The organism is Antarcticimicrobium luteum (genome assembly GCF_004358185.1).
Lineage (GTDB): Bacteria > Pseudomonadota > Alphaproteobacteria > Rhodobacterales > Rhodobacteraceae > Antarcticimicrobium > Antarcticimicrobium luteum.
Map to the genome: position 1 here is coordinate 51,693 of NZ_SMUV01000060.1, position 20,604 is coordinate 72,296.

General features: G+C 66.7%; 21 protein-coding genes. 9 read left to right on the forward strand and 12 right to left on the reverse strand.

The genetic code is table 11. The features are described from left to right. Nucleotides 1-294, forward strand: coding sequence for a DUF7742 family protein (locus E1832_RS08170; RefSeq protein ID WP_133359249.1), 294 nt, complete (start codon nt 1-3; stop codon nt 292-294). Here E1832_RS08170 and E1832_RS08175 read toward each other — a convergent pair. After that, nucleotides 275-613, reverse strand: coding sequence for a TraR/DksA family transcriptional regulator (locus tag E1832_RS08175; protein WP_133359250.1), 339 nt, complete (start codon nt 611-613; stop codon nt 275-277). The genes E1832_RS08170 and E1832_RS08175 overlap by 20 nt on opposite strands. 84 nt (nt 614-697) lie before the next feature. On the opposite strand from E1832_RS08175, the gene cysE reads away from it, so the two are divergent. Together cysE and E1832_RS08185 are read left to right on the forward strand one after the other, a co-directional pair. Then, on the forward strand, nt 698-1,507 hold the full coding sequence (cysE, locus tag E1832_RS08180) for a serine O-acetyltransferase (protein ID WP_133359251.1): 810 nt from the start codon (nt 698-700) through the stop codon (nt 1,505-1,507). Between the two features lie 373 nt (nt 1,508-1,880). After that, entirely contained in the window at nt 1,881-2,456 is a 576-nt protein-coding gene (locus E1832_RS08185) for an anthrone oxygenase family protein (protein ID WP_133359252.1), read from the forward strand. A gap of 99 nt (nt 2,457-2,555) precedes the next feature. Here the strand turns inward: E1832_RS08185 and E1832_RS08190 are convergent, their stop codons facing one another. The 4 genes from E1832_RS08190 to E1832_RS08205 form a co-directional block, all read right to left on the reverse strand. Beyond that, on the reverse strand, nt 2,556-3,863 hold the full coding sequence (locus E1832_RS08190) for a pyruvate dehydrogenase complex dihydrolipoamide acetyltransferase (protein ID WP_133359253.1): 1,308 nt from the start codon (nt 3,861-3,863) through the stop codon (nt 2,556-2,558). A gap of 11 nt (nt 3,864-3,874) precedes the next feature. Further along, nucleotides 3,875-5,245 (reverse strand): pyruvate dehydrogenase complex E1 component subunit beta, encoded by a 1,371-nt coding sequence (locus E1832_RS08195; protein ID WP_133359254.1) that lies wholly within the window; start codon nt 5,243-5,245, stop codon nt 3,875-3,877. A 15-nt stretch (nt 5,246-5,260) separates the two neighbouring features. Then, entirely contained in the window at nt 5,261-6,250 is a 990-nt protein-coding gene (gene pdhA / locus E1832_RS08200; RefSeq protein WP_133359255.1) for a pyruvate dehydrogenase (acetyl-transferring) E1 component subunit alpha, read from the reverse strand. A gap of 138 nt (nt 6,251-6,388) precedes the next feature. Then, complete coding sequence (locus E1832_RS08205) at nt 6,389-6,688, reverse strand: FtsB family cell division protein (protein WP_133359256.1); 300 nt, start codon at nt 6,686-6,688, stop codon at nt 6,389-6,391. 196 nt (nt 6,689-6,884) lie between these two features. On the opposite strand from E1832_RS08205, the gene E1832_RS08210 reads away from it, so the two are divergent. Next, nucleotides 6,885-8,519, forward strand: coding sequence for an acyl-CoA dehydrogenase family protein (locus E1832_RS08210; RefSeq protein ID WP_133359257.1), 1,635 nt, complete (start codon nt 6,885-6,887; stop codon nt 8,517-8,519). A gap of 69 nt (nt 8,520-8,588) precedes the next feature. Further along, nucleotides 8,589-9,074 carry a bacterioferritin gene (locus E1832_RS08215; RefSeq protein ID WP_133359258.1) on the forward strand — a complete coding sequence of 162 codons (486 nt, stop codon included), beginning with the start codon at nt 8,589-8,591 and terminating at the stop codon, nt 9,072-9,074. 90 nt (nt 9,075-9,164) lie between these two features. Here the strand turns inward: E1832_RS08215 and E1832_RS08220 are convergent, their stop codons facing one another. Continuing rightward, the gene (locus E1832_RS08220) at nt 9,165-10,058 is read right to left on the reverse strand and encodes a fructose bisphosphate aldolase (protein ID WP_133359259.1); all 894 of its coding nucleotides are present in this window, start codon (nt 10,056-10,058) and stop codon (nt 9,165-9,167) included. Nucleotides 10,059-10,248: 190 nt separating this feature from the next. On the opposite strand from E1832_RS08220, the gene E1832_RS08225 reads away from it, so the two are divergent. Continuing rightward, the gene (locus E1832_RS08225) at nt 10,249-10,713 is read left to right on the forward strand and encodes an MAPEG family protein (protein WP_133359260.1); all 465 of its coding nucleotides are present in this window, start codon (nt 10,249-10,251) and stop codon (nt 10,711-10,713) included. Here E1832_RS08225 and E1832_RS08230 read toward each other — a convergent pair. Continuing rightward, nucleotides 10,710-11,924, reverse strand: a complete 1,215-nt coding sequence (locus E1832_RS08230) for a phosphoglycerate kinase (protein ID WP_133359261.1) — start codon at nt 11,922-11,924, stop codon at nt 10,710-10,712. The two genes, E1832_RS08225 and E1832_RS08230, sit on opposite strands and share 4 nt — an antisense overlap. Before the next feature lie 136 nt (nt 11,925-12,060). Here E1832_RS08230 and E1832_RS08235 point away from each other — a divergent pair, with 136 nt between their 5' ends. Continuing rightward, the gene (locus E1832_RS08235; protein ID WP_133359262.1) at nt 12,061-12,567 is read left to right on the forward strand and encodes a peptidylprolyl isomerase; all 507 of its coding nucleotides are present in this window, start codon (nt 12,061-12,063) and stop codon (nt 12,565-12,567) included. Further along, nucleotides 12,560-13,117 (forward strand): peptidylprolyl isomerase, encoded by a 558-nt coding sequence (locus E1832_RS08240; RefSeq protein WP_133359263.1) that lies wholly within the window; start codon nt 12,560-12,562, stop codon nt 13,115-13,117. The genes E1832_RS08235 and E1832_RS08240 overlap by 8 nt, the downstream gene beginning before the upstream one ends. Nucleotides 13,118-13,407: 290 nt before the next feature. Here E1832_RS08240 and E1832_RS08245 read toward each other — a convergent pair whose 3' ends face one another. From E1832_RS08245 to E1832_RS08265, 5 genes are all read right to left on the reverse strand, one after another. After that, a complete protein-coding gene (locus tag E1832_RS08245; RefSeq protein WP_133359264.1) occupies nt 13,408-13,923 on the reverse strand; it encodes a bactofilin family protein in 516 nt (171 codons plus the stop codon). After that, entirely contained in the window at nt 13,913-15,235 is a 1,323-nt protein-coding gene (locus tag E1832_RS08250; protein ID WP_133359265.1) for a M23 family metallopeptidase, read from the reverse strand. The genes E1832_RS08245 and E1832_RS08250 overlap by 11 nt, the downstream gene beginning before the upstream one ends. Before the next feature lie 163 nt (nt 15,236-15,398). Further along, a complete protein-coding gene (locus E1832_RS08255) occupies nt 15,399-16,205 on the reverse strand; it encodes a ferritin-like domain-containing protein (RefSeq protein ID WP_133359298.1) in 807 nt (268 codons plus the stop codon). 93 nt (nt 16,206-16,298) lie between these two features. Next, nucleotides 16,299-16,544 (reverse strand): hypothetical protein, encoded by a 246-nt coding sequence (locus E1832_RS08260; protein ID WP_133359266.1) that lies wholly within the window; start codon nt 16,542-16,544, stop codon nt 16,299-16,301. A gap of 112 nt (nt 16,545-16,656) precedes the next feature. Further along, a complete protein-coding gene (locus E1832_RS08265; RefSeq protein ID WP_133359267.1) occupies nt 16,657-17,118 on the reverse strand; it encodes a peroxiredoxin in 462 nt (153 codons plus the stop codon). 99 nt (nt 17,119-17,217) lie between these two features. Between E1832_RS08265 and E1832_RS08270 the strand changes: the two genes are divergently transcribed. Continuing rightward, on the forward strand, nt 17,218-20,571 hold the full coding sequence (locus tag E1832_RS08270) for a YhdP family protein (protein WP_245513906.1): 3,354 nt from the start codon (nt 17,218-17,220) through the stop codon (nt 20,569-20,571). Nucleotides 20,572-20,604: the final 33 nt, after the last annotated feature.

Consider the following 20,604-nt stretch of genomic DNA (forward strand, 5'->3'; position numbering starts at 1 on the left):
ATGCGGCCCGTCCTGCACGGGGACGTCTGCTGTGCCGCGCGGGCGCTGTTGGCGGCGGCGCCGGAGGATCGCGGCGCGCTTTGCCGGCAGATCCTGAACCAGGCGTGGGCCGCCGACCGCTATCGGCGGCGCCATGGAAGATTGCATCCGCGCTGGGGCAACGGATCGCTGATGGCGGCGGCGCGCAAACACCCGATGGCGGACGAGCCGGGGTTCGACGATCCCGGCTATCGCCATTGCTTCGTCATGGTGCTGCGGGCGCTGGGCGCGCGGCTTAGCCCGAGGCGCAGCTGACGCAGCGGGTGACGGCGGGGTTCAGCTCCAGCCGCCTGACGGCGATCTCTTCGCCGCAATCCTCACAATACCCGAACTCGCCCGCGTCGATCCGCGCCAGCGCGGCGCGCAAACCCCTGGCCGCGCCATCGCGGCGGACCTGCTGCGCCCTGGCCATGGCCTGGTTCTGCAACGCGTCCATGCGGCTGAGCCGGCCCACCGATTGCTGGTCCAGTTCAACCACCGCCTGGGCATCGCGGCCGAGGCGGTTTTCCTGTTCGATCTGCTCCAGCCGGGCTCGGATCAGCGCGGCAAGACGGGCGGTGTCGGTCTCATTCATATCTCGTATAGGTGTCATCACGGGTTTGCGTTTGGCGTTTCTTCGCCTAGATGGCATTCTAGGGGCAGGAAAGGACATATTGCCATGCTTGAACCGCGCAAGAAAATCTCTCCGGTCGACCCGGTCTGGGACCGCATCCGGTCCGAGGCGCAGGACATCGTTCAGAACGCGCCGCTGATGGGGGGGCTGGTCCATGCCTGCATCCTGCACCACGCGACGCTGAACAAGGCGCTGTCGTATCGGGTGGCGGCGAAACTGAGCTCCAACGAGATGTCGATGGTGGTGCTGCGCGAGATCGTCGATCAGGCCTATGCGGAGACGCCGGAGCTGATCGATGCGGCCCGCGCCGACCTGATGGCGGTCTACGAGCGCGATCCGGCCTGCCACCGGCTGGTGCAGCCGGTGCTGTACTTCAAGGGCTATCAGGCGATGCAGGCCTATCGCATCGCCCATTGGCTGTGGAAAAAGGGCCAGCACGATCTGGCCTATTTCTTTCAGATGCGGGTGTCTGAGATCTTCAGCGTCGATATCCATCCGGCGGCGCGGATCGGCAAGGGGATCATGATCGACCATGCCCATTCCATCGTCATCGGCGAGACGGCGGTGGTGGGGGACAATGTCTCGATGCTGCATTCGGTGACGCTGGGCGGCACCGGCAAGGAGGAGGAGGACCGCCATCCGAAGATCGAGGATGGTGTGCTGATCGGCGCCGGCGCCAAGGTGCTGGGCAATATCCGGGTCGGCCATTGCAGCCGCATTGCCGCCGGGTCGGTGGTGCTGCAGGATGTGCCGCCCTGCAAGACAGTGGCCGGGGTGCCGGCCAAGATCGTCGGCGAGGCCGGGTGTGACCAGCCGTCGGTGAAGATGGATCAGATCGTCGGCGTCCGATCATAACTCTGTTCGGCTCGTGAATGAAAAACGCCGCCCCTGGGGCGGCGTTTTGCGTTTGAGGGGGTGGGCGCGCTGTCTGCCCCCTCTTGGCCTGCGGGTCAATTCTCCGGGCACCGCCGGTTCGGCGCCGAAGTCGCTCCATTCGAGCGGTTCTCGGGCGCGCCCTGCCGCCCCGAAGGGCCTCCGGCCGGAAGTCGGCAGAGCAAAGCCAAGGCGCACCTGCTTCTGCTGGTCCGGAACCGGCCGGGAGAGCGGTCTTGACAAGGTGTAAAGTCAGGCGCTAAGAGGGGCCGAGACTTGACATGGTGTAAAGTCACGGGCCCGCCCGGTGCAGAGATCCGGCGTCGGCCTCTCACTGCCGGAACTGGCCGCTCTGATGCGCCACCTGACGGCAACAATCTGTGCCGGCCATGTTGCCGGCAATTCGAAACGAATACCGGAAAGGAAAATGAACGTGTTTGTTGAGTGGGCTATCTGGGGCATTGTTGCCCTCTCGTTGGCGATCGGTCTTGTCTCGGGGGTTTTTCTGGCGTTTTCCGATTTCGTCATGCCGTCGCTTTTGGCGTCAAAACCGGCGGCGGGCAGTGAGGCCATGCAGGTCATCAACCGCAAGGTCTACGCCTCGATCTTCATCGTGCTTCTGGTCGGGATGATCCCGGTCACGGTGGCTGTGGGCGGACTGGCCTATCTTTTTCTTCCGGGTCCGGCCGCGACCTGGCTGATGGCGGGGGGAGCGTTGTATTTCGTCGGTGTCTTCCTGGCCTCGATGTTCGGAAACATTCCGATGAACCGCCGGCTTGAGGCGATGCCGCAGGGCGGAAGCGACGCGCAGGCCTATTGGCCGTCCTATGTCAGGGGGTGGCAGATCTGGAACCACCTGCGCACGATCTCTTCCTTTGCCACGATGGGGTGTTATGTGATCGCCGCGGTCCTTCTGGCGCAGGGGCTTTGACGGTCGCCCGCGCGGCGCCCCGGTCGTCCTAGGTCACGAAAAAGGCGCCCGTTTGCGAAACGGGCGCCTTTGTCTGCATGGTATGTCCGTCCGGGCCGGTCAGGCCAGCATCACCATCGGATTCTCGATATTCTCGACAATGGCCTTGAGCAGTTCGGCCCCCAGCGCGCCGTCGATGACCCGGTGATCGACGCTGAGCGTCACGCTCATCACCGTCGCCACGGCCAGTTCGCCATCCTTGCCCACCACGGGTTTCTTCACGCCGGCACCGACCGCGAGGATCGCACCATGCGGCGGGTTGATCACCGCGTCGAAATTGTCGATCCCGAACATCCCGAGGTTGGAAATGGCAAAGCTGCCGCCCTGGTACTCATGCGGCGCCAGCTTGCGGTCGCGGGCGCGCGCGGCGAGATCCTTCATCTCGGCGGACAGCGCCGAGAGCGATTTCATCTCGGCATCCTTCAGCACCGGGGTAAAGAGCCCGCCGTCGATGGCGACGGCAACCGCCACGTCCGAGGGTTTCAGCTTGAGGATCCGGTCGCCGGCCCAGACCGCATTGGCGTCGGGCACAGATTGCAGCGCCAGCGCGCAGGCCTTGATGATGAAGTCGTTGACGCTGAGCTTGACGCCGCGCCCTTCCAGCTGGCGGTTCAGATCGGCGCGGAATTTCATCAGCGCGTCGAGCTTGATGTCCCGGCGCAGATAGAAATGCGGGATCGACTGTTTCGCCTCGGTCAGCCGGCCGGCGATGGTCTTGCGCATCCCGTCGAGCTTGACCTCTTCGAAGTCGCGGCCCTCGTACATGCGGGCAACGGCATCGGCCGAGGGGCCGGTGGCAAGTGCTGGGGCTGCGGCGGGTTGCGGCGCGGCAGCGGCGGCGGGGGCTGCTGCTGCGGCGGGTTTCGGCGCGGCGGTCGCGCCCTCCACATCCGCCTTGACGATGCGGCCATGCGGGCCGGTGCCGGCGATCTGGGTCAGATCCAGCCCCTTGTCGGCGGCGATCCGGCGCGCCAGCGGCGAAGCAAAGACGCGCTCGCCTGCCTTCACCGGCGCGGCCGGCGCCGGGGCGGCGGCAGGTGCGGCTGCCGCTTCGGACTCCGCCTGTGCCTCCGGCGCGGCGGCGGCTGCCGGGGCAGGGGCCGCGCCGATGTCATCGGCGCTCTCGCCCTCGGCCAGCAGCACGGCGATGGGGGCGTTGACCTTGACCCCCTCGGTGCCTTCGGCGACCAGGATCTTGCCGATCACGCCTTCGTCGACGGCCTCGAACTCCATCGTGGCCTTGTCGGTCTCGATCTCGGCCAGCAGGTCGCCGGAGGTGACGGTATCGCCCTCTTTCACCAGCCATTTGGCCAGCGTGCCTTCCTCCATGGTCGGCGACAGGGCGGGCATCAGGATTTCGGTGGGCATGGGTTTGCTCCTTACCGGTAGGTCACTTGTTTCACCGCCTCGATCACCTCTTCGGTGGTGACCAGGGCCAGCTTTTCCAGGTTGGCGGCATAGGGCATCGGCACGTCCTTGCCGGTGCAGTTGATCACCGGCGCGTCGAGGTAGTCGAACGCCTCCTGCATCAGCACCGAGGAGATGTAGTTGCCGACCGAGCCCTGCGGCCAGCCCTCTTCGACGGTGACGCAGCGGTTGGTCTTCATCACCGAGCGGATGATCGTCTCGGTATCCATCGGCCGCAGGGTGCGCAGGTCGATCACCTCGGCCTCGATGCCCTCGCCGGCCAGCCGCTCGGCGGCCTCCAGCGCATAGGTCATGCCGATGCCGAAACTGACGATGGTCACATCCGTGCCCTCGCGCCAGATCCGCGCCTTGCCAAAGGGGACGGTGTAATCGTCCATGTCTGGCACCTCGAAGCTGCGGCCATAGAGGATTTCGTTCTCGAGGAAGATCACCGGGTTGGGATCGCGGATCGCCGATTTCAGCAGCCCCTTGGCATCAGAGGCCGAATAGGGCATCGCCACCTTGAGCCCCGGGATCTGCATGAACCAGGCGGCGTAGTCCTGGCTGTGCTGGGCGCCGACGCGGGCCGCCGCGCCGTTGGGGCCGCGGAACACCATCGGCGCGCCCATCTGCCCGCCGGACATATAGAGCGTCTTGGCCGCCGAGTTGATGATCTGGTCGATGGCCTGCATGGCGAAGTTGAAGGTCATGAATTCGACGATCGGTTTCAGCCCGCCAAAGGCGGCGCCGACGGCGACGCCGGTGAAGCCGTGCTCGGTGATCGGCGTGTCGATCACCCGTTTCGATCCGAACTCGTCCAGCAGGCCCTGGCTGATCTTGTAGGCGCCCTGATATTCGGCCACCTCCTCGCCCATCAGATAGACGTCGGCGTCGGCGCGCATCTCTTCGGCCATGGCGTCGCGCAGCGCCTCGCGCACGGTCTGGCTCTTCATCGGGGTGCCCTCGGGCCAGTCGGGGCTGAGGTCGGGGGCCGGGGCTGCGGGGGCCGCCGGTTTGGCCGGGGCGGATGCCTCGGCCGCCGGGGCAGGTTCGGTGGACGCTGCGGGGGCAGGGGCGGCGGATGCCTCGCCCAGTTCCTCGCCCTCTTCGACCAGAACGGCGATGGGGGTGTTCACCTTGACCCCCTCGGTGCCCTCGCCGATCAGGATTCTGCCGACGATACCCTCGTCGACGGCCTCGAATTCCATCGTGGCCTTGTCGGTCTCGATCTCGGCCAGAATGTCGCCGGCGGAAACGGTATCGCCCTCTTTCACCAGCCATTTGGCCAGGGTGCCTTCCTCCATGGTCGGCGACAGGGCGGGCATGAGAATTTCGGTTGCCATCTTAGATCATCCCCCTCAGGCGTATACGTCGGTCCAAAGCTCGCTGACCGCGGGCTCCGGGCTTTCGCGTGAGAAATCGGCGGCCTGGTTCACGATGTCCTTGATGTCCTTGTCGATCGCTTTCAGATCCTCTTCGCTGGCGTGCTTGCCCTCCAGCAGAATGGCGCGGACCTGTTCGATCGGGTCGCGCTCCTCGCGCATCTTCTGCACCTCTTCGCGGGTGCGGTATTTCGCCGGATCCGACATCGAGTGCCCGCGATAGCGATAGGTCTTGATTTCCAGGATGTACGGCCCCTTGCCGGCGCGGCAGTGCGCCACCGCCTTTTCGCCCGCCTCCTTGACCGCCAGCACGCTCATGCCGTCGACCATCTCGCCGGGGATGCCGAAGGCCTCGCCGCGGTGATAGATGTCCTTGGTCGAGGTCGAGCGCGCCTGCGCGGTGCCCATGGCGTACTGGTTGTTCTCGATCACGAAGATCACCGGCAGCGCCCAGAGCGCGGCCATGTTGAATGCCTCATAGACCTGGCCCTGGTTGGCCGCCCCGTCTCCGAAATAGGTGAAGGTGACGCGACCGTTCTCCTTGTACTTGTCGGCAAAGGCCAGGCCGGCGCCCAGCGGCACCTGGGCGCCGACGATGCCGTGGCCGCCATAGAAATGCTTCTCTTTCGAGAACATGTGCATGGAGCCGCCCTTGCCCTTGGAATAGCCGCCCTCGCGGCCGGTCAGCTCGGCCATCACGCCCTTGGGGTCCATGCCGCAGGCCAGCATATGGCCGTGATCGCGGTAAGAGGTGATGCGTTTGTCGCCCTCTTCTGCGGCGGCTTCCAGCCCGACGACGACCGCCTCCTGCCCGATGTAGAGGTGGCAGAATCCTCCGATCAGACCCATGCCGTAAAGCTGGCCGGCCTTTTCCTCGAATCGGCGGATCAGCAACATCTCGCGGTAATAGGTGGTCAGTTCCTCGGCGGAAACGTTTGGTTTCCGGGCGCTTTTTCGCGTCGCCATGGCAGCTCCCTTTCTCCTGAAAAAGGATAGTTTAGCGTTAAACTATCTATTACAGGATTTCGGCCGCGCTGACGAGGGGGATTTTGCCGCGCTCTTGCCCGGCTCCGGTCCGGCTCTGATCCGGGCGGATTGCGGGGGTCAGCGGATGACGATCTCGTCCGGCCGTAGCAGCCCCAGGACCGAGCGCGCCTGCTGGTCCAGCAGATCGAGGTCCAGATAATCGTCCGACAGCCGGTGGGTCAGGTTCTCGATCCGCGCGATCTCCGACTCGAGCTTGCCCAGATCGGCGCGCAGCGCGCTGGCCTCGGCGGCGATCTCGACCCGGCGGAACAACCCGTAATCGCCCTGCACGGCGGCAAAGGTGAAGTAGGCCCCGACCAGAAAGGCGGCGGCGAAAAAGATCAATGCGCCAAAGTCGGGATGGGTGGAGCGGGTCACGATGATTACTGCTTTCTGCCTCGAACGCGCCCTTTGCGGGCGTCTTTCCCCACTATGCCACAGGTGATTCGCAGTGTGAATCCCCTATTTGCAACAAACACTTGTCACGGACGTCCGATCCTGACCCGGCGTTCCGATTGAAACCGCTGGGGCGCCGCCGCAGACTGCTGCCCGAGGACTCGGGAGGATTTGCACCATGACCATCACGCCGCCGCGCGCCGATCTCGGCACACATGAGGTTTCCAACCAGCCGGCCCCGCGCACCGCCCGCGATCTGTGGGCCGGGGATCTGCCGCTGCGCAGCGCGGTGCAGCGTGCCGGCGGGCGCGCCGCGGATCTGGCCAGGGCCGGCGCCGCCTATGGCAGCGACGAGATGCTGCGCGCCGCCGAAGAGGCCCGCCGCGACAAGCCGCGGCTGATGCTCTTCGCCCGCTCTGGCCACCGGCTGGACGAGGTGCGGTTCAACGACGGCTATCACCAGGTGATGAAGACCGCCTCGGCGCTCGGCTATGCAGGGGCAGCCTGGGACGGGGCGCCGGGCGGCCATGTGACACATGCGGCCCATGTCTACATGCTCAACCAGGTCGAGCCGGGCTGCTGCTGTCCGTTGACCATGACCTATGCCGCGGTGCCGGCGCTGAACGCCGACCCGAAGCTGGCCGCGCTCTGGCAGCCGAAGCTGACCTCGGGCGTCTACGACCCGGCGACGCGGCCGGTCGCGGAAAAATCCGGCGCCACACTGGGCATGGCGATGACCGAGAAACAGGGCGGCTCGGACGTGCGCGCGAACACGACGCGGGCGCTGCGCGACGGCGACGCCTACCGGCTGCGGGGGCATAAATGGTTCTGCTCGGCGCCGATGTCCGACGGCTTTCTGACGCTGGCCCAGGCCGAGGGCGGGCTGACCTGTTTCCTGGTCCCCCGCTGGCTGGAGGGCGAACGCAACGGCATCCGCCTGCAACGGCTCAAGGACAAATTGGGCAATGTGGCCAACGCCAGTTCCGAGATCGAATATGACGACGCGCTGGCCTACCCGCTGGGCGAGGAGGGGGATGGCGTTCGCACCATCATCGAGATGGTCCATCACACCCGCCTCGACACCGCGATGGCGCCGGCGGGGCTGATGCGCGCGGCGCTGGCCGAGGCGGCCTGGTGGGTATCGGGCCGCGCCGCCTTTCAGCGCCGGCTGATCGACCAGCCGCTGATGCGCAGCGTTCTGGCCGATCTGGCGCTGGATTGGGAGGCCTCGGTCAGCCTGGGCTTTTTCATGGCAGCCGCCTTTGACCGCGACGACGCCGAAAGCCGGGCGCTGGCCCGCATCGGCGTGGCGCTGGCCAAGTATCTCGGCAACAAGCGCTGCATCCCGGTGATCGGCGAGGCGATGGAGGTGCTCGGCGGCATGGGCTATATCGAGGAAACCCCGATGCCCATGCTCTACCGCGAGGCGCCGCTCAACGGCATCTGGGAGGGGTCGGGCAACGTGATCTGCCTCGATATCCTGCGCACCCTGGCGCGCGAGCCGCTGGCCGGCCAGGTGCTGGCCGCAACGCTGGATGCCGTGCGCGGGCGTGACAGCCGCTATGACGCCGCGCTCGAGGCGCACCGCGCCCGCTGGCCCGCCCTGCCGCCCGAGGCAGAGGCCCGCTGGTTCACCGAGAGCCTCGCCACCCTGCTTGGCGCCGCGACCCTTTTCGAGGGGGCGCCGGAGGCGGTGGCGGGCGGCTATGTCACCTCGCGCCTCAGCGGCGAACGCGGCAGCCTGCCGGGGGCGGTGGCCGGCCTCGACACCGAGGCGATCTTGAAAAGACTGACAGGAGATACAGGTTCCTGAGGGACATCCGGCGGGGCGCGCGACCCTGCGATCCCATACCCCCGCCGCATGGACCAAAAGGAGCTTTTTATGACGACCGCGAACGCGAGCCTTGAAAACCTGCAAACCGCCCTGTCGATGGAGCTTTCGGCGGCCACGCAATACCTGCTGCACGCGCATGTTCTGGACGACTGGGGGCTGGACAAGCTGGCCGCCAAGATGCGCGAGGAAATGCAGGAGGAGCTGGGCCACGCCGGCCTGTTCACCGACCGCATCCTGTTCCTGGGCGGCGATCCGGTGATGACACCGGCCAAGACCCCGATGCGCGCCCGAAGCCTCAAGGAGATGTTCGAGACCGACAAGGCCGACGAAAAGGACGCCATCACCTTTTATACCCGCGCCGCGCGCATGGCCTACGAGGCCGACGATATCGGCAGCCGCGCCCTGTTCGAGGAGGTCGCGCTGGACGAAGAGGGGCACTGGGGCTGGCTCGACCTGCAACTCGACCTTCTGGAGCGGATGGGCGAGCCTGCCTTCATCTCGAAATACATGAGCGTCGGGTCGGGCGAGGATTGAGCCCGCCGGTCGCGGCTCCGGTCAGGGGCGCGCGCCAACAAAAAAGGCCCGGCGCGATGCCGGGCCTTTCGCAACTTCGTGACAGGGTGATCAGCCGGCCAGCGAGGCTTGGAAAATGCTGTCGATGCTCTCTGCCAGCACCTTGTCGAACTCTTCCTCGGTCTGCTGCGCCGAGAGCCCCTCGGTCAGCGCCCGCGAAAAGCTGGCGATCATGCCCTTGTTCTGCGCCAGCCGCGCGTTGGCCTCGTCCCGCGAATAGCCCCCCGAAAGCGCCACGACGCAAAGCACGCGGGGGTGATCCACCAGCGGTTTATAGTGATTGGCCCGCTCCGGCAGGGTCAGCTTGAGCATCACCTGCTTGTCCCCGGGCAGTGCGTCGAGATGCTTCTTGATCTCGGCAAGCAGGATTTCCTCGGCCTCGGCCTTGTCGGCGATGCTGATGGTCACCTCCGGCTCGATGATCGGCATCAGCCCGTGGCTCAGGATCTGCTTGCCGATCTCGAACTGCTGGGCGACCGCCGCGGCGATGCCGCTGGGCGAGGCCGCGTTGATGACCGAGCGCATCTTGGTGCCGAAAATTCCCTTCGAGACGGCCTTTTCCAGCAGCGCGTCCAGATCCGGCATCGGCTTCATCAGCTGCACGCCGTCGGCCTCCTCGGCCAGCCCCTTGTCGACCTTGAGAAAGGGGACGACGCCGCGTTCCTGCCACAGATAGGTGGCGGTGGGCACACCGTCGATGTCGCGGTCCATGGTCATCTCGAACAGGATCGCGCCGGCGATGCGGTCGCCGGTAAAGGCGGTCGATTTGATGATGCGGCTGCGCATCTGGTGGATCATGTCGAACATTTCGCTCTCGGAGCCATAGGCGTCCTCTTCGACCCCATAGAGCTTCAGCGCCTTGGGGGTCGATCCGCCGCTCTGGTCGAGGGCGGCGATGAACCCTTTTGCGGCGCGGATCTGTTCGGTCTGTTTCTGGTTTGACATATCGGTTTTCCGCCCAAATAGATTTTTGATTGCGTGTCTTGCGGGGGCAGCCCCTCTGCGATGTCCATAGGCAAGCGCGCCGCGCGTTGCAATTGCGTTAGCGCGAACATCCGGGTCTGACGGCAGGGCCCGTTTGACAAATCCGCATCAGGCGGCGTTGGATGGTGCCCACAGGGACAGGGAGGCACGCATGGAACTCTACACCCCGGACAACCCGGTCTTTGCCACCTACATGATCGCCGCGGCGCTGATGGTGCTCAAGATCATGGGGCAGGGCTGGATGACCGTCTATCGCATGATGAAAAGCGGCAGTGGACTGGTGAACCCCGAGGATATTCAGAAGGGGCCGTTCAACCCGGCGCCGGACCCGGCGCAGCTTGAGCGCAACGATTATGTCGACCGCTCGCGCCGGATGCACCGCAACGATCTTGAGAATATTCCGGCCTTCCTCGCCATCGGGCTGATCTATGTGGCGATCGCCCCGCCGCTGTGGCTGGCGCAGGTGCTGATGTACGGGTTTGTCGCCGCGCGGGCCTGTCACGCGGTGGCCTATGCCACCCGCCAGATCCACGAGGTGCGCGCCACCTTCTACACCCTGGGCTCGCTGAGCGTGATCGTCATGGCGGTGCAGGTGCTGGCGGCGCTGCTGATCTAGGCTTCGGCCGGCTCCGCCCGCTTGCGCAGCAGGATGTCGACACCCGGCAGGGTCTTGCCCTCCATCCACTCCAGAAAGGCGCCCCCGGCGGTGGAGATATAGGTGAAATCGTCGGCGGCCCCGGCCTGGTTCAGGGCGGCCACGGTGTCGCCGCCGCCGGCCACGCTGATCAGCCGTCCGGCGCGGGTCAGCTCGGCCGCGGTGCGGGCCGCGGCATTGGTGGCGGTGTCGAACGGCGCGATCTCGAAGGCGCCCATCGGGCCGTTCCAGATCAGCGTTTTGGCGCTGTCCAGAATCCTGGCGATGCGCGCCACTGTCTCGGGGCCGGCATCGAGGATCATCGCGTCGGCCGGGCAGGCATCGGCGGGCAGGATTTCGCTCTCGGCGCCGGCCCGGAATTCGCGCGCCACCACCACGTCGGAGGGCAGCAGGATGGCGCAGCCGGTCTTCTCGGCCTTGGCCAGGATCGCGGCGGCGGTGTCCAGCATGTCCCGCTCGCACAGCGATTTGCCGACGTCGATGCCCTGCGCGGCGAGAAAGGTGTTGGCCATGCCGCCGCCGATGATCAGGTGATCGACCTTTTCGACAAGGTTGCCCAGCAGCTCCAGCTTGGTCGAGACCTTGGCGCCGCCGACCACTGCCACCAGCGGGCGCTGCGGTTTGCTCAGGGCGGCCTCCAGCGCCTCCAGCTCGGCCTGCATCAGGCGTCCGGCGCAGGCAGGCAGCAGCCGGGCCACCCCCTCGGTCGAGACATGGGCGCGGTGCGCCACGGAAAAGGCGTCGTTGCAGTAAATATCGCCCAGCGCCGCGATCTCGGCCGCCAGGTCGGGGCAGTTCTGTTCCTCGCCGGGATGAAAGCGGGTGTTCTCAAGCATCAGAATGGCGCCGCCCTCCAGCGCGCTCAGCGCCGCCTCGGCCGCCGGTCCGCGGCAATCGGCGCAAAAGACCACCGGCGCGCCAAAGGCGGCCTCCAGCGCCGGCACCAGCGGCAGCAGCGACAGTTCGGGGACGCGCTTGCCCTTTGGGCGGTCGAAATGCGCCAGCAGGATCGGCGTGCCGCCGCCGTCGCGAATATCGTTCAGGGTGGGGGCGAGGCGGCGGATCCGGGTGTCGTCGGTAACGGTGCCGTTTTCGATCGGGACGTTGATGTCCACCCGCACCAGCACGCGCTTGCCGCGCAGATCCATGTCGTCCAGCGTCTTCCAGCCCATATCGTCACCTCGAAAATCGAATGGTCGCAATCCGCCGCGTTGTTGCCCCGGAATTGGCGGTCAGGTCAATGCGTCACTTGGCATTCGTCGGCCCCCGTCTTAGGTATCGGGACAAATCCAAAGACAGGAGCGCCAGATGGCCGAGATCAAAGACCCCGAGAACACCATCCTGATGGAGCTGAAGAACGGCACCGTCACCATCGAGCTGTTGCCCGACGTGGCCCCCGAACATGCCGCGCGGATGAAGGAACTGGCCCGCGCCGGCGCCTATGACAACGTCTGCTTTCACCGGGTGATCGACGGCTTTATGGCCCAGACCGGCGACGTCAAGCACGGCAACATGGAAGAGGGCTTCAACCTGCGCATGGCCGGCACCGGCGGCTCCGACCTGCCCGATCTGCCGGCGGAATTCTCGCGCCTGCCGCATGATCGCGGCACCCTGGGCGCGGCGCGCAGCCAGCACCCGAACTCGGCCAATTCGCAGTTCTTCATCAATTTCGGCGACAACCATTTCCTCAACGGCCAGTACACCGTCTACGGCCGCGTCATCGAGGGGATGGAGCATGTGGATGTGATCACCCGCGGCGAGCCGCCGGCAGAGCCCGACCGCATGATCTCGGTCAAGGTGGCCGCCGATGCGTAAGCTGGCGCTCTTTGCGGCGCTGGCCGCGCTGGTCGCGGGCCCTGCGCTGGCGACCGAGCTGACCATCGAGGTGGAGGGCGAGGGCGCCAACGGCACCATTGTCATCGACATGGCCGACGACGTGGCCCCGGGTCACGTGGCCCAGATCGCCGCGCTGGCAAAAGAGGGCGCCTATGACGGCGTCGTCTTTCACCGGGTGATCGACGGCTTCATGGCCCAGACCGGCGACGTGCAGTTCGGAAAGCTGGGCGGCGACATGCGCCGCGCCGGCATGGGCGGCTCGGAGCTGCCCGATCTCAAGGCCGAGTTCTCGGACCTGCCGTTCGATCGCGGCGTGGTCGGCATGGCCCGGTCGCAGAACCCCGACAGCGCCAATTCGCAGTTCTTCATCATGTTCGCGCCGGGTCCGTTCCTCAACGGCCAGTACACCGTCGTCGGCCACGTGACCGAAGGCATGGAGGTCGTCGATGCGATCAAGCGCGGCAAGGGGTCGAACGGCGCGGTGATCGGCCAGCCCGACGTGATGAAAAAGGTCACCGTGAGCGAATAGGCAAGGGCCGTTCCTTGCCGAACCGACCGGACAGGTCAGATCCGCCAGACCGCCCCGCCGGGGTGTCTGGCGGGTGTCGCTCGGCCGCAGGGCCAGGTACCGCGCGCGACCTGCCTGCGCGGTGGCAGGGGCGTGGTTGACCACAGGATCCTGCCAGAAACGCCCAAACTGCCGGTCTCGCCGGATGCCGCGCGGCGGACCGGGCGCAAATCCAGGAATCCCATATTCCGCGCAAACGAATGGCGCCGCAGGGGCCTGCGGCGCCGTTCCGGTCGCGCAATGCGGGACGATTACTTTCCGCCGGCCTCGGCGGCCTTGGCCGGTTGCGGCTGTGCGCCGCCCTTGGTGGCGGCGCCACTGCCGCTCAGCGGGTCATCCTGACGCTGCACCGAGCCTTCGAAATGGGCGCCGCTCTCGATGGCGATGGTCTTGTGGATGATGTCGCCTTCGACCCGCGCGGTCGAGGTCAGGCGCACCTTGAGGCCGCGGACCCGGCCGACGATCCGGCCGTTGATCACCACGTCGTCGGCCGATACCTCGCCCTTGATCGTGGCGGTCTCGCCGACGGTCAGCAGATGCGCGCGAATGTCCCCCTCGACGGTGCCCTCGACCTGGATGTCGCCGGTGGTCTTGAGGTTGCCGCTGATATGCAGATCCGAGGACAGAACCGACGCCGGCGGCTTGGCCTTGGGCGTGCTCGACTTGAAGTCGCTCTGGCTCGGGGCGGGGGCCGTCGGCTGGGCGGACGGTGTGGCGGCTTCCGACGCCTTGGAGCCGGGTTCGTTGATTTTGCTCTTAGAAAACATTTCTCGCAGCCTTGATGTATGTCATGGGGTTAACTGGTCTTCCGTTCACCCGAACTTCGTAATGCAGATGGGTGCCGGTGGACCGTCCGGTATTACCCATATCAGCAATGTGATCCCCGCGCGAGACCCTTTGGCCCTTCTTCACGTGGACGCGTGAGGTATGGGCATAGCGGGTCTCGATGCCAAAGGCATGCTTGATCACGACCACCTTGCCATAGCCGGACTGCCAGCCCGCGTGGGTGACGACGCCGTCCGCCGTGGCAAAGATATGGGTTCCTTGTGGTCCGGCGAAGTCCGAGCCGTTGTGCATCCGCCGCCCGCCGGTCTTGGGATCGCGGCGATAGCCAAAGCCGCTGGTATAGCGGACCGAGCGGTGCACCGGATTGGCAAAGGGCGCCTTGTCCGCGGCGATGCGATAAAGGTTCAGCGTGTCCATCTGATGCAGCAGCTTGTTGGCGCGCAGCTCGTCCGGGGTGGGTTCCTCGCCCCGGGTCGAGAACGAGATCGGGGTCAGCGGACCGCCCTGGCCGTTGTAACCGCTGCGCACCTGTTCGATGATCCGTTCGGGCGGCATGCCGGCCTCGCGGAACATCTTGTTCAGTGGCTCGACCGAGATCGCCATCGCCTCTTCCAGCTGGCGGAAGATCTGGTCGTTGCGTTCGCGCATCAGCTTGATTTCCAGCTCCAGTTCGTCGCGCTGGTCCAGCGCGGCCAGGGCGTCGGCCTGGATGCGGTCGCGGTCCCGGGCGGCGTCGGCCAGCGCCGTGGTCATGAAGTCCATCTGCACCGGGATCACCGGATCGGCCGCCAGCCCGCCGCGGTTTCCGTTGTCTTCCATCGCCGTCAGCGCGTTGCGGGCGGTCTCGCGGTCGCGCATGGTTTCGCGCAGCGTGGTCTGGATCACCTCGATACCCGTCTCCAGCTCGCGCCGCCGGGTTTCCGAGGCAAGCAGTTCGGACTGCATGTTCGAGATCTGCTCAAGAGCGGCGTTGAACCGGCTCTGCGCCGCCAGCGCCTCCTCGGCGCGGGCATCGCGTTCGCTGGAAATCTGGTTCAGACGATCCTGATAGATGCGCTGATCGCGCTTGGCCTGTTCCCGGAAATTGCCCGATCCGATACTGTCCATCATCAGGATGGCTGTGGCGATGATCGCCCAGGCCACGATCAGCCCCGCCCCCGACAGCGCGATCAGCTGCGTGCCGGACTTCAGGCGGATAAAGCGGGTATCGGTATCCGATTTCAGAAAAACGCGGCGTTCGGGAAAGAGTTTTTCCAAGACCGCATGAACCTTGATTGCGAGGCGTGTGCGCAAACCGTCGTCCTTGTCCCATCCCCGGCCCGGTAGACTGCTCGCCCGGACCCTTGGGCCGAGTGCATACCCCCCGCATGGCATTTGGGCAAGTTTGTTGAGCCGTTCGGCGGCATTTCCGCGCCGATCAGAGGCGTTTAGGCAAGAACCTGCCGAGTCCCGCCACCTAGGCGCGCGGCGGGATCTCATCCGCAAGCGGCCAGTAGAAGTCCGGCGGCAGGCCGGCCTCGGCACGCTTTTCCTCGTTGAAGGGCGGTTTCAGGGCGCCGTGAAAATATTTGCGCACCAGCGCATGAAACACTTCTTTCGGATCGGCGTTTTCGCGCCCGCAAAGGAAGTGGAACCATTTGGAGCCATAGGCGACATGGGCCACCTCCTCGGCATAGATGGTCTCCAGCGCCGCCACCGCCTGATCGATCCCGGCCTTGCGGAAGATCCCGATCATGCCCGGCGTCACGTCCAGCCCGCGCGCCTCCAGCACCATCGGCACCACGGCGAGGCGGCCCATCAGGTCCTGGGCGGTGTCCTCGGCGGCGCGCCACATGCCGGCATGGGCGGGCAGGGCGCCGTAATGGCTGCCCAGCGCCTCGAGGCATCCGCAGACCAGATTGAAATGCTTGCTTTCCTCGTCCGCCGCCTTGACCCAGTCGTCGTAGAACCCCATCGGCATCGGCACATGGCCGAACCGCGCGATGATGTCCCAGTGCAGATCCACAGCGTTCAGCTCGATATGCGCCACCGCATGCAGCAGCGCGATGCGCCCGGCGGGCGAGCCGGGCTTGCGTTTGGGCACCTCGCGCGGCGACAGCAGTTCGGGCCGCGCCGGTCGCGCCGGGTGCAGCGGCGGGGCGGCGGTGCCCACGGGGATCGGCGCGACCCCCTCGGACCGCGCGGCGAACCAGGCCGCCGCGTGGCGCCGCGACAGCGCGGTCTTCTCGCGCCCGTCCGCTGTGGTCAGCACTTCGGTCGCCATCTGGGCCAGCGATTGTGTCACGGCGGGGGTCCCCCTGATTTCGAACGGTCTTGAGCGATTGGTCTGCACGGCCGGGGCGACCCGTTCGCCCGGTCAATAGAGCGAGGTCACCGCGACGATCGAAAGGCCCATGATGACGTACATGACCAGCAGACCGGGGACAACGGCGACGATGCCGTTGTCCCCGCGTGCCCAGCGCCAAACCACATAGCCGCCCAGCGCCACCGCCGGAAGGAGGGCGGCGAACAGAAATCCCGGATAGCCCAGGTTGAACAGCACGAACATGATGTTGAAGGCCAGGAACAAGCCGACGGTCAGCGCCGCCAGAAAAAGGACCATTCGGTTGCTGGCGCCGGATTGGCCTGCGGGGCCGGGAACCGGCATGGGGCGTCGTCCCTCTCTAGGGGCGCCGCGCCGACACGTAGGCCGGATCCGGCAGCGCCTGTCCAGCCTACATTGCCTTGACCGCCTCCAGCACCTCCTCGACGTGACCGTCCACCTTCACCTTGCGCCAGATACGGGCGATTGTGCCACCCGCGTCGATCAGAAAGGTCGCGCGTTCGATGCCCATCGATTTCTTGCCGTACATGGTCTTTTCGACCCAGACGCCATAGGCCTCGCAGACGGCGCCATCCTCGTCCGACAACAGCGGCACGGTAAGGTCGTGTTTGGCGACGAATTTGTCATGTTTGGCCACGCTGTCGCGAGAGATGCCGAACACCTGCACACCGGCATCGGCAAAGGCTTGCAGATGCGCCGAAAAGCCGATGGATTCCCGGGTGCAGCCCGGGGTATCATCGCGCGGATAGAAAAACAGAACAACGGCGCCGCCGCGCAAACCTGACAGGCTGACCTCGCCACCGCCGTCGCGGGGCAGGGTGAAATCGGGGGCGGTATCGGAAATATCGGGCATCGGGTGACTCCACTGACATGGTTGAACAGATGGGTTCCATAATAGATCGCCGCGGGCAACCGGAAAGCGGGGCACGGCGGATCATTCGGAATTGGGACCGTGGCGCGTACTGACCCGGACATCGGCCGGCCGGCCGGGAGCCGCAAGACCCGCGCGCTGCGCCGGTCCGGGCTGTGGGCGATGCGCATTTCCGCAGTGCTGGTGATCCTGGCCTCCGCGGCGGTGATCTTTGGCGTGAACCAGCGGCTGCGACCGCCGGACTGGCTGCGGGCGCGGGTCGAGGCGCGCATCGAGCAGGGCCTTGATGGGCTGCAGATCGCCTTTGGCGACATCGAGCTGGTGATCCGCGCCGGTCTGCGGCCGCGGCTGCATCTGCGCGACGTGGTCCTGTCCGAGGCGGACGGGCGCATTTTGGCGCGGCTCTCGGATGCCGAGGCGAGCCTGGCGCTGCGCCCGCTGCTGCGCGGCCGGGTCCAGCCGAAGCGGATCGCGCTGAGCGGCCTGTTCGCAACCCTGCGGCGCGAGGCGGGCGGGACGGTGTCGCTGACGCTGGAGGACACCGCGGCGCCGGTGGGCCAGGCCGCCGGTTTGCCGCAGCTGATGGAGGGGGCGGAGCAGATCCTGCTGCGTCCGCAGCTTGCCGCGCTGGTCGCGCTGGACGTCGATGCGGTGACCCTGCGCTATGAGGATGGCCGCAGCGGCAAGGTCTGGACACTCGACGGCGGTCAGGTGCGGCTGAGACGCGATGGCGATGCGCTGGGAATCGGCGCGGATTTCGCCGTGCTCAGCGGGCGGGACTACGCCAGTTCGGTCGAGATGAACTATACCAGCCGGATCGGAGATGCCGGGGCAGAGTTCGGTGTCTCGGTTCAGGACATCGCCGCCCCCGACATCGCCGCGCAGAGCGTGGCGCTGCACTGGCTGAAGGTGCTGCGCGCGCCGATCTCGGGAGCGCTGCGCGGCAGCGTCGACAAGGCCGGCGCCTTGGGGCCGCTCTCGGCGACGCTGCACATCGGCGCCGGCGCCCTGCAGCCGACCGAGACGACCCGCCCGATCCCCTTCAGCGGTGCGCGCAGCTATTTCACCTATGATCCGGCGGCGCAGACCCTGACCTTTGACGAGATGTCGGTGGACAGCGCCTGGGGCACCGGCCGCGCCGAGGGGCGCGCCTATCTCGGCGGCATCGAGAACGGCACGCTGACCGATCTGGTCGGTCAGTTCCACTTTGCCGCGACAGCGCTGAACCCGGCGGGCCTCTATCGCGAACCTGTGCGTCTCGAGGGCGGGACCGCCGATTTCAGGCTGGAGCTGGACCCGTTCCGGCTGACGCTGGGCCAGATGCACCTGTCCGACCAGGGCAGCGCGCTGGACCTCACCGGCACCCTGACCACCGTGGCCGAGGGCTGGCGGTTGGCGGTGGACGGGCACATGGACAGCCTGACCCCCGCGCGCCTGCTGGAGCTGTGGCCCCCGTCGGTGTCGGAAAAGCCGCGCACCTGGGTCGCCGAGAACGTTCTGGACGGAACGCTGCACGACATAGACCTGGCGCTGCGGCTGGAAGAGGGGCGGAAACCGGACATCTACGCCGATCTCGATTTCGACGGCGCCACGGTTCGCTATAACCGCTACCTGCCGCTGATGACCGGGGCCTCGGGCACGCTGTCACTGGAGCGGCAGCGGCTGGTGGCGACGGCAGACCGTGGAATCGTGACCGCCGGGCAGGGCGGCGATCTGGATGTCGCGGGCTCCTCTTTCATCATCCCGGACGTCTCGGTCAAACCGGCGGCGCCGGCGGTGATCCGCCTGCGCGTCGGCGGCGCGGTGACCGCAGTGATGTCTCTGCTGGCCGGGCCGCCGGTGCGCGCCCTGCGCGACACCGATCTGCCGGTGGATCTGGCACAGGGGCAGGCGCGGCTTGAGGGGACGCTGTCGCTGCCGCTGAAAAAGGGCGTGCCCTTCGAGGAAATCGCCTTTCACGTCGCCGGCGATCTGAACCAGGTCGAAAGCACGGTTCTGGTGCCGGGGCAGACGGTTTCCGCGACCGCGCTGCGGCTCGAGGCGGACCAGAGCCGGGTCGAGATCACCGGCACCGCCCATATCGGCGCGCTGCCGGTGGTGCTGCGCTGGCGTCAGCCGATCGGGCCGGACGCCCCCAAGGGCAGCCGGGTGGAGGGGCAGGTGGAATTGTCGCCAACCCTGCTCGACACTTTCAGGATCGGTCTGCCCGAGGGCAGCGTCAGCGGTCAGGGCACCGGGCGCTTTACCCTCGATCTGGCAAAGGGCAGCCCGCCGGCGCTGCATCTGACCTCGGATCTGGCGGGCGTCGGGCTGGCGATCCCGACGCTGGGCTGGCGCAAGCGCGCCGAGGAGACGGGTATGCTCGATCTCTCGGCCACGTTGAGCGAGGCGGCCCGGATCGAACGGCTGTCGATCGAGGCGGCGGGGCTGACGGCGACCGGCAGCGTGATCGGTGCCAAGGATGGCGGGCTTGACCGGGCGCTGCTCAGCTCGGTGCGGCTGGGCGGCTGGCTGGAGGCCGGGGTCGAGTTGATCGGTCGCGGCAGGGCGGCGCCGGATGTGCGCATCCTGACCGGGGTCGTGGACCTGCGCCGCGCGCCGCTGGACAGCGGCGGCGAAGGCGGCGGCGCGCTGAGCGCGCGGCTGGACCGGTTGCAGATTTCCGACTCGCTGGCGTTGCAGGATTTCAGCGGCGATTTCACCACCCATGACGGCTTGCGCGGCAGCTTCACCGGCAAGCTGAACGGCCAGACCCCGGTGCGCGGCCGGATCGAACCGCAGGGCGGGGGCAGCGCGATCTATGTCGAGTCGGACGACGGTGGCGGCGTGTTCCGCTCGGCCGGGATCCTCAACCAGGGCCACGGCGGGTCGTTTGAAATGTCCCTCTTTCCGGCAGAGGCACCGGCCTTGTTCAACGGCACGTTGCGGGTCAGGAACACAAGGGTCAAGGACGCCCCGGCGATCGCCGCGCTGCTGAACGCCGTAAGCGTGGTCGGCCTGCTGGACGAGATGACTGGCCAGGGCATCCAGTTCACCGAGGTCGAGGCCAAGTTCCGGCTGGAGCCGGACCGGCTGGTGCTGCACGAAAGCAGCGCCACCGGCCCCTCGATCGGGCTGTCGATGGACGGGCTCTATGATCTGGAACGCGGGGTGCTGAACATGCGCGGGGTGATATCGCCGGTCTATCTGATCAATGCGGTCGGCAGCGTCCTGACCCGCAAGGGCGAGGGGATGATCGGGTTCAGCTACACGCTGAAGGGGCCGGCGGCGGCGCCCAGCGTGCAGGTCAACCCGCTGTCGGGGCTGACCCCGGGTATCTTCCGCGAGATATTTCGCGGCGCGCAGCCGACCATGCCGGGCGAGGCGCCGGCAGAGCCGGACCGAACGCCGCGCCGCGCCCCTGACCTGATCGAGGGGGCCGAGGGCGGGCGATAGGTGCCAGGTGCCTCCGGGGCATGGTCAAACCGT

Excerpts from the sequence above, each read along its gene's own strand:
- E1832_RS08170 (WP_133359249.1), top strand. The coding sequence starts at position 1 with ATGCGGCCCGTCCTGCACGGGGACGTCTGCTGTGCCGCGCGGGCGCTG.
- E1832_RS08175 (WP_133359250.1), bottom strand. The coding sequence starts at position 613 with ATGAATGAGACCGACACCGCCCGTCTTGCCGCGCTGATCCGAGCCCGG.
- cysE (WP_133359251.1), top strand. The coding sequence starts at position 698 with ATGCTTGAACCGCGCAAGAAAATCTCTCCGGTCGACCCGGTCTGGGAC.
- E1832_RS08185 (WP_133359252.1), top strand. The coding sequence starts at position 1,881 with ATGCGCCACCTGACGGCAACAATCTGTGCCGGCCATGTTGCCGGCAAT.
- E1832_RS08190 (WP_133359253.1), bottom strand. The coding sequence starts at position 3,863 with ATGCCCACCGAAATCCTGATGCCCGCCCTGTCGCCGACCATGGAGGAA.
- E1832_RS08195 (WP_133359254.1), bottom strand. The coding sequence starts at position 5,245 with ATGGCAACCGAAATTCTCATGCCCGCCCTGTCGCCGACCATGGAGGAA.
- pdhA (WP_133359255.1), bottom strand. The coding sequence starts at position 6,250 with ATGGCGACGCGAAAAAGCGCCCGGAAACCAAACGTTTCCGCCGAGGAA.
- E1832_RS08210 (WP_133359257.1), top strand. The coding sequence starts at position 6,885 with ATGACCATCACGCCGCCGCGCGCCGATCTCGGCACACATGAGGTTTCC.
- E1832_RS08215 (WP_133359258.1), top strand. The coding sequence starts at position 8,589 with ATGACGACCGCGAACGCGAGCCTTGAAAACCTGCAAACCGCCCTGTCG.
- E1832_RS08220 (WP_133359259.1), bottom strand. The coding sequence starts at position 10,058 with ATGTCAAACCAGAAACAGACCGAACAGATCCGCGCCGCAAAAGGGTTC.
- E1832_RS08225 (WP_133359260.1), top strand. The coding sequence starts at position 10,249 with ATGGAACTCTACACCCCGGACAACCCGGTCTTTGCCACCTACATGATC.
- E1832_RS08230 (WP_133359261.1), bottom strand. The coding sequence starts at position 11,924 with ATGGGCTGGAAGACGCTGGACGACATGGATCTGCGCGGCAAGCGCGTG.
- E1832_RS08235 (WP_133359262.1), top strand. The coding sequence starts at position 12,061 with ATGGCCGAGATCAAAGACCCCGAGAACACCATCCTGATGGAGCTGAAG.
- E1832_RS08240 (WP_133359263.1), top strand. The coding sequence starts at position 12,560 with ATGCGTAAGCTGGCGCTCTTTGCGGCGCTGGCCGCGCTGGTCGCGGGC.
- E1832_RS08245 (WP_133359264.1), bottom strand. The coding sequence starts at position 13,923 with ATGTTTTCTAAGAGCAAAATCAACGAACCCGGCTCCAAGGCGTCGGAA.
- E1832_RS08255 (WP_133359298.1), bottom strand. The coding sequence starts at position 16,205 with ATGGCGACCGAAGTGCTGACCACAGCGGACGGGCGCGAGAAGACCGCG.
- E1832_RS08260 (WP_133359266.1), bottom strand. The coding sequence starts at position 16,544 with ATGGTCCTTTTTCTGGCGGCGCTGACCGTCGGCTTGTTCCTGGCCTTC.
- E1832_RS08265 (WP_133359267.1), bottom strand. The coding sequence starts at position 17,118 with ATGCCCGATATTTCCGATACCGCCCCCGATTTCACCCTGCCCCGCGAC.